The 13,052-nt window shown below is 42.8% G+C and carries 11 protein-coding genes and 2 tRNA genes; all 13 read left to right on the forward strand.

Annotated elements, in window-relative coordinates; all coding sequences use genetic code 11:
• The first annotated feature begins 22 nt into the window (after positions 1-22).
• The 13 genes from fin to spoIIE all read left to right on the forward strand — a co-directional run bounded on the left by fin (position 23) and on the right by spoIIE (position 12,984).
• The gene (gene fin, locus C6W21_RS18570) at positions 23-253 is read left to right on the forward strand and encodes an anti-sigma-F factor Fin (protein ID WP_106052255.1); all 231 of its coding nucleotides are present in this window, start codon (positions 23-25) and stop codon (positions 251-253) included.
• A gap of 67 nt (positions 254-320) precedes the next feature.
• The gene (gene mfd, locus C6W21_RS18575; RefSeq protein ID WP_106052257.1) at positions 321-3,854 is read left to right on the forward strand and encodes a transcription-repair coupling factor; all 3,534 of its coding nucleotides are present in this window, start codon (positions 321-323) and stop codon (positions 3,852-3,854) included.
• 139 nt (positions 3,855-3,993) lie between these two features.
• Entirely contained in the window at positions 3,994-4,530 is a 537-nt protein-coding gene (gene spoVT / locus C6W21_RS18580; protein ID WP_003217990.1) for a stage V sporulation protein T, read from the forward strand.
• 193 nt (positions 4,531-4,723) lie between these two features.
• The gene (locus C6W21_RS18585) at positions 4,724-6,328 is read left to right on the forward strand and encodes a putative polysaccharide biosynthesis protein (RefSeq protein WP_106052259.1); all 1,605 of its coding nucleotides are present in this window, start codon (positions 4,724-4,726) and stop codon (positions 6,326-6,328) included.
• On the forward strand, positions 6,318-7,802 hold the full coding sequence (gene yabN, locus C6W21_RS18590) for a bifunctional methyltransferase/pyrophosphohydrolase YabN (protein WP_106052261.1): 1,485 nt from the start codon (positions 6,318-6,320) through the stop codon (positions 7,800-7,802). The genes C6W21_RS18585 and yabN overlap by 11 nt, the downstream gene beginning before the upstream one ends.
• A complete protein-coding gene (locus C6W21_RS18595) occupies positions 7,799-8,059 on the forward strand; it encodes an RNA-binding S4 domain-containing protein (RefSeq protein WP_008341839.1) in 261 nt (86 codons plus the stop codon). The genes yabN and C6W21_RS18595 overlap by 4 nt, the downstream gene beginning before the upstream one ends.
• Before the next feature lie 74 nt (positions 8,060-8,133).
• Positions 8,134-8,442, forward strand: a complete 309-nt coding sequence (gene yabP / locus C6W21_RS18600; protein WP_106052263.1) for a sporulation protein YabP — start codon at positions 8,134-8,136, stop codon at positions 8,440-8,442.
• On the forward strand, positions 8,439-9,077 hold the full coding sequence (yabQ, locus tag C6W21_RS18605) for a spore cortex biosynthesis protein YabQ (RefSeq protein ID WP_106052265.1): 639 nt from the start codon (positions 8,439-8,441) through the stop codon (positions 9,075-9,077). Before yabP ends, yabQ begins: the two co-directional genes overlap by 4 nt.
• Before the next feature lie 18 nt (positions 9,078-9,095).
• Positions 9,096-9,470 (forward strand): FtsB family cell division protein, encoded by a 375-nt coding sequence (locus C6W21_RS18610; protein ID WP_106052267.1) that lies wholly within the window; start codon positions 9,096-9,098, stop codon positions 9,468-9,470.
• Between the two features lie 82 nt (positions 9,471-9,552).
• Positions 9,553-9,948, forward strand: coding sequence for a S1 domain-containing RNA-binding protein (locus tag C6W21_RS18615; RefSeq protein WP_008357409.1), 396 nt, complete (start codon positions 9,553-9,555; stop codon positions 9,946-9,948).
• A gap of 177 nt (positions 9,949-10,125) precedes the next feature.
• A tRNA-Met gene (locus C6W21_RS18620) sits at positions 10,126-10,199 on the forward strand.
• Between the two features lie 26 nt (positions 10,200-10,225).
• Positions 10,226-10,297, forward strand: a tRNA-Glu gene (locus C6W21_RS18625).
• Positions 10,298-10,500: 203 nt separating this feature from the next.
• Complete coding sequence (spoIIE, locus tag C6W21_RS18630; protein WP_106052269.1) at positions 10,501-12,984, forward strand: stage II sporulation protein E; 2,484 nt, start codon at positions 10,501-10,503, stop codon at positions 12,982-12,984.
• Positions 12,985-13,052: the final 68 nt, after the last annotated feature.

Below are 13,052 nucleotides of genomic sequence, written 5' to 3' on the forward strand. Positions count from 1 at the left end.
TCTCAGCATGGGAGGATCACGTATGGCTTTGCATTATTACTGCCGGCACTGTGGTGTAAAGGTTGGCAGTCTAGATGAATCCACTGTTCAAAGTGAAGCACTTGGATTTCATCACTTAACAAATGAGGAAAGAAACGATATGATTTCTTATAGGGAAAATGGTGATTTACATGTACAAACCATTTGTGAGGATTGCCAAGAGGCGCTCGAAAGAAATCCTGATTACCATCAGTATCATACCTTTATTCAATAAAAAGCTTTGGTGTAGATATTAGACCAAAGCGTTTTTCTGTTTTAAACAAGCAGGGAGGAGGAGCCAAATGAAAAATATACAATCATTTATCAAACAAAGTGATGATTTTCAGTCCATTTTTAATGGGCTAAAGGAAGGGTTAAAAGAACAGCTGCTCGCCGGACTATCAGGCTCCGTCAGATCTTTATTTACAGCCGCTATATCAGACGAACTTAAGCGGCCGATGTTTATTGTGACTCACAACTTGTATCAAGCACAGAAGGTAACAGATGATCTTGCCAGTGTGATGTCAGATCGCTCGGTCCTTCTTTATCCTGTTAATGAACTCATTGCTTCAGAAATTGCCGTTGCAAGCCCTGAGCTCAGAGCGCAGCGTCTAGATGTTCTAAACCGGCTGGCGAATGGAGAAAACCCCATTATCGTCACTCCGGCTGCTGCGGTGCGTAGAATGCTTCCGCCAGTTGAGCTCTGGAAGGAGAGTCAGATCCATTTAAAGCTTGGTGAAGAAATTGATTTGGAGGCGTTTTCAAAACAACTTGTACAAATCGGTTATGACCGGACGTCGATGGTTGCTGCGCCCGGAGATTTTAGTGTGCGCGGAGGAATCATTGATATTTATTCGTTAACGGAAGATCATCCGATCCGTATTGAGCTGTTTGATACAGAAGTAGACTCGATTCGAACGTTCCATTCAGATACACAGCGTTCATTAGAAACACTTCAAGAGATTAAAATCGGTCCCGCAAAAGAGCTGATTGTGAGAGGTCCTGAACGAGTGAGAGCAATTGAACAGCTTGATCAAGGACTTGCGAAGAGCTTAAAGAAATTCAACTCAGACCAGCAAAAAGAACTGCTACATCAACATATTTCTGCTGATCGAGAGAGGCTGCTAGAAGGTATCGTGACACAGGAAATGACGAAGTACCTGTCCTATTTCTATGAAAAGCCTGCTAGTTTGCTAGATTACACATCACAGGATACGATTATTATTTTAGATGAAATTAGCAGAATTCAGGAGATGGAAGAACAGCTTGAACAGGAAGAAGCTGATTGGACAATTAGCCTGCTTGAAGAAGGCAATATCCTTCATGATTTATCTCTTTCTTTCCCGTTCCAACAACTGATCAATCAGCAATCGCGGTCTATTCTGTACTACTCCTTGTTCCTGAGACATGTTCAGCAGACAAATCCGCAAAATATCGTCAATGTATCTAGTAAGCAAATGCAGAATTTCCACGGGCAGATGAATGTGCTTGCGAGTGAAATTGAACGCTACAAAAAACAACAATACACGGTTGTCTTCTTAGGTGCGGATGAAGAGCGGACAGACAAACTGTCTTCTGTCTTGCATGATTATGACATTGAAGCCGCTCTTGCCAAGCCGGACGCCGAGCTTGTAAGCGGACAGGTATATATTTTACAAGGTGAGCTGCAAACAGGCTTTGAACTGCCGTTATCGAAAATTGCCGTGATCACAGAAGGCGAGCTCTTCAAGAAACGTGTGAAGAAGCAGGCACGTAAGCAAAAGCTGACCAATGCAGAGCGAATTAAGAGCTATTCAGAGCTTCAAGTCGGCGATTATGTGGTGCACATTAACCACGGGATCGGTAAGTATTTAGGGATTGAAACGCTTGAAATCGGCGGCATTCATAAAGATTATTTAAATATTCATTATCAAGGAAGCGACAAGCTTTATGTACCGGTTGAACAAATTGATCAGGTGCAGAAGTATGTCGGATCAGAAGGTAAAGAACCAAAGCTGTACAAACTAGGCGGCAGCGATTGGAAACGTGTGAAGAAAAAAGTGGAATCATCTGTACAGGACATCGCAGATGATCTCATTAAGCTGTACGCAGAACGTGAGGCAAGCAAGGGGTATGCCTTCTCACCTGATCATGAGATGCAGCGCCAGTTTGAATCAGCGTTCCCTTACCAGGAAACAGAAGATCAAATCCGTTCGATTCACGAAATAAAACAAGACATGGAGCGGGAGCGTCCAATGGACCGCCTGCTTTGTGGAGATGTGGGATATGGAAAAACAGAAGTGGCTATTCGAGCGGCCTTCAAAGCGATTGCTGACGGAAAACAGGTTGCCCTGCTTGTGCCGACAACCATCTTAGCGCAGCAGCATTTTGACACGATTATGGACCGATTCCAAGACTATCCTGTCAAAATCGCTCAGCTGAGCCGTTTCCGTACGAGAAAAGAAACAACCGAAACGTTAAAAGGGCTGAAAAACGGAACGATTGATATGGTCATCGGCACACACCGTTTGCTTTCTAAAGATATTGTCTATAAGGACTTAGGTCTGTTGATCATTGACGAAGAGCAGCGTTTTGGTGTGACACATAAAGAGAAAATTAAACAGATGAAAGCCAATATCGATGTACTGACATTAACGGCTACGCCAATTCCGCGTACGCTGCATATGTCTATGCTTGGCGTACGGGATTTATCGGTTATTGAGACACCGCCTGAAAATCGTTTCCCTGTTCAAACCTATGTGGTCGAGTACAATGGCGCTTTAGTCAGAGAAGCGATTGAGCGAGAACTATCACGCGGCGGTCAAGTTTATTTTCTTTACAACCGTGTTGAAGATATTGAACGCAAAGCAGATGAAATCTCCATGCTAGTCCCAGACGCGAAAGTCAGCTATGCACATGGGAAAATGAGTGAGAACGAGCTGGAATCAGTGATGATCAATTTCCTTGAAGGTGAATCAGATGTATTGGTCAGTACCACCATCATTGAAACGGGAGTCGACATTCCAAATGTGAACACGCTCATCGTCCACGATGCGGATAAAATGGGGCTTTCTCAGCTGTACCAGCTAAGAGGACGAGTAGGACGCTCAAATCGTGTCGCATATGCTTATTTCACGTATCGAAAAGATAAAGTTCTGTCTGAAGTAGCAGAGAAGAGACTTCAAGCTATAAAAGAATTCACAGAGCTCGGTTCAGGCTTTAAGATTGCGATGCGGGACTTAACGATTCGAGGAGCGGGGAACTTACTTGGTGCACAGCAGCATGGATTCATTGATTCTGTTGGATTCGACCTCTATTCTCAAATGCTGAAAGAAGCCATTGAAGAAAGAAGAGGCGATACAACGGCTCTAGATAAATTCGAGCCGGAAATCGATCTGCAAATCGATGCCTACATCCCGGACACTTACATTTCAGATGGGAAGCAAAAGATCGAGATGTATAAACAGTTCAGAGCGATTGGATCAATCGAAGAGCGAAAAGAGCTTCAAGATGAAATGATCGACCGATTTGGTGAATATCCGCAAGAAGTGGCGGACTTGTTCACGATTGCGACGATGAAAGTATACGCAGTGCAGGAACGTGTCGAACTGATCAAGATGGAGAAAGGCATTGTCAGACTCACCCTTGAAGAGCAAGCAAGCAGTGCAATCGACGGTCAAAAATTATTCGCACTCGGCAGTAAATATGGACGTGATATTGGCTTGGGAATGGAAGGCAGCAAGCTGATTATTTCTGTCCAAACGAAAGGCAAGAAGACTAAGGAATGGCTTGAGATCGTTCTGAATATGCTTCGAGGTCTTCAAGATGTGAAAAAAGAAACCATTCCATCTTCATAAAATTTTGTTTGTCTCTCGTGTATATTACGTTTGATGTGACAGATACTAATCTCAGGGTCAAGTGGTGAATGTTGCATAAAGTGGACGCTTTTGTTCCATTCACCCAACACATCATCTAACGAAAGAGAGGCAGCAGTGAATGAAAGCAACTGGAATTGTACGCCGCATCGATGATCTAGGTAGAGTGGTTATTCCGAAGGAGATTCGCAGAACATTGCGCATCCGGGAAGGAGATCCGCTTGAGATTTTCGTCGACCGCGATGGAGAAGTGATATTGAAGAAATATTCGCCGATTAGTGAGCTAGGAGACTTTGCGAAGGAATATGCTGATGCATTATTCGACAGTTTGGGTCATTCCATCCTGATCTGTGATCGAGATACGTACATTGCTGTATCCGGTAGTTCGAAAAAAGAGTACTTAAACAAATCCATCAGTGATTTACTTGAACGAACAATGGATCAGCGTAATTCTGTATTAGAAGAAAGCAAAAAAGAAATTCAACTTGTCGATGGTATTGATGATGACGTATCTGCTTATACCATTGCACCTATTGTTGCAAACGGAGATCCGATTGGCGCCGTCGTCTTATTTTCTAAAGAGCGTTCAATGGGAGAAGTGGAGCATAAAGCGGCAGAAACGGCAGCTGGCTTCTTAGCCCGTCAAATGGAACATTAGGTCTAATAACTCTATATCATTTTGATAAAACGAAAGAATGCCGATGAAATCATTTGATTTTGTCGGCGTTTTTTATATGGGATGAAACAAAACGAGGAATGTGCCGTCTACTCCTTAGAGAGAAACGGCTTTTCATTCACGTATGATATAATGAGTGCGTTTAACTGTAGATCTATTTTTAAAGGAGTCATCCATGAAAAATGCTGTGAATCTTCCGCATTGGTTTTTCCAGGGTGCGGTGATTTTGACCATCGCAGGCTTGTTATCAAAGGTACTAAGTGCCGTTTATCGTGTTCCGTTTCAAAACATCGTAGGGGACACAGGGTTTTATATTTATCAGCAAGTGTATCCCTTCCTTGGCATTGCCATCATGCTCGGCACCACAGGGTTTCCTGTCATGGTGTCTAAGCTTCTGAGTGAGCATGGGGAAGAGAATCGAAGGATCATTACAAGGGTATCCTTGGTCTATATCACTTTACTGAGCCTGGTCTTATTTCTTTGTCTTTACATAGGAGCAGGCAGAATTGCGAGCCTTATGGCGGACAGTCAACTAATCCTGCTCATCCAAATGAGTGCTTTCGTGTTTTTATTTCTTCCGCTCACCGTAATGCTGAGGGGAGTGTTTCAGAGTGACGGTATGATGCTTCCAACAGCTGTTTCTCAATTGGTGGAGCAGCTCATCAGGGTAGGCGTCCTGCTTTTTTTATCCTTTTATTTCGTGAGTAACGGCTATTCGCTTTATGAAACAGGGGCGGGTGCGGTCTTCTCCTCCATAGCGGGAAGTGCCGCCTCACTCATACTGCTTCTTTTGCTTTGGCTGACTTACCGAAAACAGTCTGCTGCAAATATGACAGGCAAACAGGCGACACTTCGGAAAAAGGCTGTACTGAAGAGTTTGGTGCTGTATACATTCACGATTTGTGTCAGCGGATTGCTCATTTTATGGATGCAAATGATTGATGCCTTTCATCTGTATGCATTGCTGCGCAGTGAGGGTCTGAGTGAAGCCGAGGCAAAGGCGGCAAAAGGTGTGTATGACCGAGGTCAGCCGTTCTTACAGCTAGGGACGGTGTTTGCCATTAGCATCGGAACCTCCCTTGTGCCATTTTTGTCGGCGGCCATGAGGAATGGAGAGCATGACGCGATAAGGCAAAAAGTGCGTACATCGTTTAAGACCACGTCGGTTTTAGGGATTGGTTCAGCAGTTGGGCTGATTTGTATTCTAGCGTCAGTCAATACCATGCTTTTTCGTAATGATTTAGGTACCGATGCGCTGCAAATATTCTGTATTTCCATCGCATTTACATCGATTGCGATTACGCAAGCAGCTTTACTTCAAGGGCTCGGGCATACTGTGTATCCAGCTGTTGTGGTGATTCTCAGTGTGCTGGTGAAATGGATACTAACGCTTGCACTTGTCCCGCTATTTGGCATCTACGGTGCCGCATGGTCAACCGTATGTGGTTTTCTCGCTGCAGCTCTGCTCAATGCCGTTTATTTGAGGCATAAAGGATGGATTTCGCTGAGAGAGCTGTTTCCAGTGAAAATTCTTTTATCGGCCGCTTTCATGGCCATTGTCTTAATAGGGTATCAGGCACTGTTTTCTTGGGTCATTCCATTTGAAAAACGGCCTTTTTCCGTTTTAGAGAGCCTGACGTCAGTTTTTATTGGTGGTTTCGTCTTTTTATATAGTATTCTTAAACTAGAAGTATTTACGGACGAGGAATGGAGACTCATTCCATTAGGAGAAAAGATTTTATATTTTAAACAGATGAGAGGGAATCAAAATGGCAGGTAAGATTACCGTCGTCGGTCTCGGGGCAGGCGACATGGATCAGCTAACGCTCGGTGTATACAAGCAGCTGAAGCAGGCGAAGGAAGTATTTATGAGAACGCAGGATCATCCGCTTACCGCAGAGTTGATGCAGGAGGTCCCATCGCTGACCTTTTTTGATGAGATTTATGAAAAGCATGATCAGTTTGATTCGGTATATCAGGAAATCACTGAAATTTTATTTGCAGAGGCTGCGGAAAAGGATATTGTGTACGCAGTACCAGGCCACCCATTTGTCGCAGAAAAGACCGTCCAGCTATTAGTTTCTCAGCAGCAAGAGCGCGGGATTGAGGTGTCTGTTGCTGGTGGACAAAGCTTTCTAGATGCGACGTTTAACTCCTTGCAGATTGACCCAATCGAGGGCTTACAATTTGTTGACGCAGGGGATATGAGAGCGGATGATCTAAAATTAACCCAGCATGTGCTGATTTGTCAGGTATATGATCAGATGACAGCTTCTAATGTGAAGCTCACGCTAATGGAAAAGCTTCCTGACGATTATGAAGTCTATATTGTGACTGCGGCTGGAAGCAGTCAGGAACAGATTACAGCCGTTCCTTTATTTGAACTTGATCGAGATGTGTCGATAAATAACTTAACGAGTGTTTATGTACCTCCGATTCAAGATGAACAGCTGCTTTATCAACAATTTGATACTTTCCGTGACGTTATACGTACATTAAGAGGTCCGGGCGGCTGTCCATGGGATCAAAAACAAACCAATGAGTCACTTAAACCCTATTTAATTGAAGAATGCTATGAACTGCTTGAAGCGATAGATGAAGATGATCCAGACCATATGGTGGAAGAGCTCGGAGATGTGCTGCTGCAGGTGTTACTTCACGCTCAAATTGGTGAAGATGACGGCTTTTTCTCAATTGATGACGTCATCCAGCATGTCACAGAAAAAATGATTCGTAGACATCCCCATGTGTTTGGTGACACAATTGTTTCTGAAGCAGCAGATGTGGTCGCCAACTGGGAAAAAATCAAGCAGCAGGAGAAGCCGGAGCGGGCAGCCTCCATTTTGCAATCCATTCCGGCGACGCTTCCAGCACTAACAAAGGCATATAAGCTCCAAAAGAAAGCCGCCAAGGTAGGCTTTGATTGGACAGATGTGAAAGATATTTGGAACAAATACGAAGAAGAAAAGCAGGAATTTCTCGTTGAAGTGGCAGAGAAGCCGGACGAAAGTGCAACGAAGCAGATGAAAGATGAATTTGGGGATCTTTTGTTTGTTCTCGTCAACATTGGAAGGTTCTATCAGCTAGAGCCTGAAACGGCGCTCGCTTCCGCCAACACAAAATTCATGCGTCGCTTTCATCATATCGAACAAAAAGCAAAGGACATGAGACGTTCATTAGAGGATTTAACGCTAGAGGAAATGGACGATCTATGGAACGATGCCAAACGTATAGAAAGAGGTGAGCATACATGAGACTAGATAAATTTTTAAAAGTGTCCCGTTTAATTAAAAGAAGGACACTGGCAAAAGAAGTAGCTGATCAAGGCAGAATTTCCATTAACGGCACACAGGCGAAAGCCAGCTCTGACGTGAAAGAAGGAGACGAGCTTCAAATCCGTTTTGGTCAAAAACTTGTGACGGTTCAAGTCAACGAGTTAAAGGACACGACGAAAAAAGAAGAAGCCGCTGGCATGTATACTGTGCTAAAAGAAGAAAAAACAGCAGAATAGGGCTTGTTCTAAATGATCCTCCTGTCACATACAATGCAGTAACAATGCAAGTATGAGATATGGGGGATGTATAAATGAATCAATATTATAATCAACCTCAAGGCACGAACCTGTCATCAGAAGCGGAGCACAATGTCACAATGCGAAACAGAAAGCATTTAGATATTACCGGTGTCAAACAGGTGGAAAGCTTTGATAATGAAGAATTTCTGCTTGAGACGGTCATGGGGATTCTCGCTATCCGTGGGGAAAATCTGCAAATGAAAAACCTAGACGTCGAAAAAGGCGTTGTGTCGATCAAAGGACGTGTCTTTGACTTAATTTATGTAGATGAGCAGCACGGGGAGAAAGCTAAAGGATTTTTTAGCAAGCTGTTTAAATGACGCTGACAGTCCAGTTTTATACGATGCTTTCGATGGTAGCGATGGGCATCTGGCTGGGCGCATCGCTTGATACGTACAAGCTGTTTGTGAACCGGGAAAAAACAGCAAAATGGCTTTTGGTCATACACGATCTTCTTTTTTGGCTGGTACAGGGTCTCTTATTCTTTTATGTCTTGCTGCTGACAAATGAGGGAGAATTCAGGCTTTATATCTTTCTAGCCGTTGCACTAGGTTTTTCGATGTATCAGGCATTGATGAAACAGCTGTATATGAACATTCTCAAGTTTATGATGATGTGTGTGTATCAGACCGCTCTCGTCCTTAAACGGCTGGTCATGTCCATCGTCTTCCAGCCAATCCGCTGGCTGGTGACATTGATCATAAGTGCTCTTATGTTCTTGCTCCACTCGCTCTTACGTCTTGTTCATTTTACGTTTCGGCTCGTGTGGAAGGTGCTCTCGATTGTTTGTTATCCGCTCATCTGGTTACTCAATGTGACCATTATTCATCGGATTCCCGAAAAATGGCGAACATCAATGAGACTGTTTTTCTCAAAAGGAGCAGGAATTTTACAAGGGGCCAAGAAATTATCTGATACCATCAAAACGAAATGGAAACAATTCTGGACAAAGTAAGAGAGGAGGCCTTCAACCTTGAATAAGAGAAAAAGAAATATCGCACAAATTCAAAATGATTACCAAAAACAAATGGAACAGCAAGCACAGCGCTTAAAACGCAAACGCCGTGGACTCCTTAGAAGGCTTACCGTGTTTGGTGTGATCGTGCTTATGTTTGCTGTCTTGGTGACAAGTGCCCTCTGGTCGCAATCGTCCTCACTAAAGGAAAAAGAAGAGAAGAAGATTGCGCTCGAAAAAGAATTGAAGCAATTACAAACAAAGCAGGAAGATATTTCTGATGAAATTAAGAAGCTGAAAAGCAAGGAATACGTACTCGAACTGGCACGAAGGGACTATTATATGTCCAAAAAAGGCGAAAAAATCTTTGATGTCGGCAATAAGAGCGATTAGCCTTGTTGACACTTAAAATTCAGTTTATGTATAATTGAACAAATGAGATTTTTTTATAAGTCTAAGGAGGAGCACTTTTTTTATGTCGATTGAAGTTGGCAGCAAGTTACAAGGGAAAGTTACGGGCATTACAAATTTTGGAGCTTTTGTGGAGTTGCCAGGCGGTTCAACTGGTCTCGTTCATATCAGCGAGGTAGCCGATAACTATGTAAAAGATATTAATGAGCATTTAAAAGTCGGTGAACAAGTTGAAGTGAAAGTGATTAACGTTGAAAAAGACGGTAAAATCGGCTTGTCCATTAAAAAAGCAAAAGATCGTCCTCAACAACAATCAAGACCGAGCAGAAATGATTTCCGTCCGAAGGAATCGTTTGAGCAAAAAATGAACAAATTCTTAAAAGATAGTGAAGACCGCTTAACATCTTTAAAACGTAACACGGAATCAAAACGTGGGGGACGCGGAGCAAGAAGAGGTTAACTTGTTGCTGCTTTCTATATATCTTTCACAACAAAGCACCTGCTGTCCGCAGGTGCTTTTTTTCTTGATCAATACGACATTTTTTGAGACTTCGTCATTTAATTTAAAACTTTCTATTGACGGACAAGCGATTCCTTTGTATTATAGATCTTGTGCTTCTTAGCGCATTTTTATTATGGCGGTGTAGCTCAGCTGGCTAGAGCGTACGGTTCATACCCGTGAGGTCGGGGGTTCGATCCCCTCCGCCGCTATCCTTTTTAGTAGAACATAAAAGCAAGGCCCGTTGGTCAAGCGGTTAAGACACCGCCCTTTCACGGCGGTAACACGGGTTCGAATCCCGTACGGGTCATCTTCGAAACAGCTTTCTTTAGGAAGGCTGTTTTTTTGTGTCTTCGTAAAATTCTGATGAAAGACATCGACTTTCATGAAAGTATGCCTCTTTGACGAATAAAGCGTCGAACGTTTTATGGAAACGACAACTTCTTTTGACAAAATTTCTTTTTCACCTTCGCTATAATGACAAGCAACGAATATCAGGTGGGGGATGAAAAGATGGAAAAACTAGAAAGAAGAACTGATTTAACAGGAGCGGGGTTTGAAAGAATCAGTGCAGGGTTAAAAAAGATGAAAAACCTGTTTCTTCATCACACGCATTCTCTTTTTTTCTATAAAGGATTTATTTATGTTGTTCTTGGTTTTTTATTAGGACGAGCCTTTATATTATCTGAAATTATGCCGTTTGCTCTGCCTTTCTTTGGCTCCATGCTGCTTATCAAAAGAGATAAGGCCATGCTTGCTTGTCTCGCTTTACTCGCTGGAGCCATGACGATATCACCTCAAAACGCATTGTTTGTGTTTGCGTCGTTGAGCGTGTTTCTCCTTATGTCCAAGGTGGTTTCTTTCATCATCAAAGATCCAGTGAAAACATTGCCGGTTGTCATTGTGCTGTCGATGCTGATCACCCGAGGAGCATTTGTTTACCTAGAGCAAGGTGCTGTGCAAAGCTACGATTACGTCATGGCGGGTGTCGAAGCAGGACTTGCCTTCATTTTGACACTGATTTTTCTTCAAAGCCTGCCGATATTTACAGTCAGGAAAATCAAACACTCCTTAAAGGTTGAAGAAATTATTTGCTTTATGATTTTAATTGCCTCAGTTTTAACAGGTCTGGCTGGAATCACATTTCAAGGGATGCAGGCAGAGCATATTTTGTCACGTTATGTAGTGCTGAGCTTTGCCTTTATTGGAGGAGCCAGTATTGGTTGTACGGTGGGTGTCGTGACAGGATTAATTCTCGGTCTCGCTAACATCGGAAATCTTTATCAGATGAGTCTTCTTGCTTTTTCAGGCTTATTAGGGGGATTGCTGAAAGAGGGGAAGAAAGCAGGCGCAGCCATTGGCTTAATTGTGGGTTCCTTACTTATTTCCCTGTACGGAGAAGGGTCAGCAGGACTCATGACCACGCTGTATGAATCACTTATTGCGGTTGCGCTCTTCTTGCTCACGCCACAATCAGTGACCTCTAAGGTAGCGAAATATATTCCTGGTACAGTAGAGCATGTACAGGAACAGCAGCAATACGCCCGGAAAGTACGAGATGTGACAGCAAAAAAGGTAGACCAATTTTCTAATGTATTTCATGCGCTGTCTGAGAGTTTTGCGACATTTTACGAATCCATTCCTGAAGAAAAGAAAAAGGAAGAGGATGTAGATCTTTTTTTAAGTACGATCACAGAACGATCCTGTCAAACGTGCTATAAGAAAAATAAATGCTGGGTGCAGAACTTTGATACAACCTATGAACTGATGAAACAAGTTATGCATGAATCTGATGAAAAAACCTACGAGCATAACCGGAAATTGAAGAAGAAATTTAGTCAGCACTGCTCAAAATCAAAACATGTCGAGGAATTGATTGAAGAGGAGATCGCTTACTATAAAGCCAACCAGACCCTGAAGAAAAAAGTCCAAGACAGCAGACGACTTGTAGCCGAACAGCTGATGGGGGTCTCACAAGTGATGGAGGATTTTTCCCGGGAAATAAAACGAGAAAGAGAACAGCATTTTATTCAAGAAGAGCAGATGATAGAAGCACTTCAGCACTTTGGAATTGAAATTCAGCAAGTAGAAATTTATAGCTTGGAGCAGGGGAATGTCGATATTGAAATGAGAATCCCATATTGCCAAGGACATGGTGAATGTGAAAAAATCATCGCCCCTATGCTCTCAGATATTTTAGAAGAACAAATTTTAGTCAAAGCAGAGCAGTGTGCAGAGCACCCAACAGGCTATTGTCACGTTGTATTTGGCTCTGCAAAATCATATCGAGTGGCTACAGGCGTAGCGCATGCAGCAAAAGGCGGAGGATTAGTGTCTGGGGACAGCTACAGCATGATGGAACTGGGTGCGGGTAAATATGCCGCGGCTATTAGCGATGGAATGGGCAATGGAGCAAGGGCTCATTTTGAAAGCAATGAAACGATTAAGCTGTTGGAAAAAATATTGGCGTCAGGTATTAATGAAAAAGTGGCGATCAAAACCATTAATAGTATTTTATCTTTACGAACGACAGATGAAATCTATTCAACATTAGATTTATCAATTATTGATTTACAGGATGCGAGCTGTAAATTTCTCAAGATTGGTTCAACACCTAGCTTTATTAAACGGGGTGATCAGGTGATGAAGGTACAAGCGAGCAACTTACCGATTGGAATCATTGATGAATTTGAAGTGGAGGTTGTGAGTGAACAGATGAAGGCAGGAGATCTGCTGATTATGATGAGTGATGGCATTTTTGAAGGACCAAAGCATATTGAAAATCATGATCTGTGGGTGAAGCGCAAAATGAAAAGCTTTAAAACAGAAGACCCGCAAGAGATTGCTGATTTATTAATGGAAGAGGTCATTCGAACAAGAGCGGGGCAAATTGACGACGATATGACGGTGGTTGTCATCAGGCTCGATCACAACACTCCAAAATGGGCATCCATTCCGACTGGAACATTCTATCTTGAGAAACAAGAGATTTCTTAAAATATCGTATAATATGAATTTCTTCTGGCGATGATGGGGATATAAAGCATTCAGTTACGATCCCAGGA

It is taken from the genome of Bacillus sp. NMCN1 (assembly GCF_002998085.1).
Taxonomy (GTDB): domain Bacteria; phylum Bacillota; class Bacilli; order Bacillales; family Bacillaceae; genus Bacillus.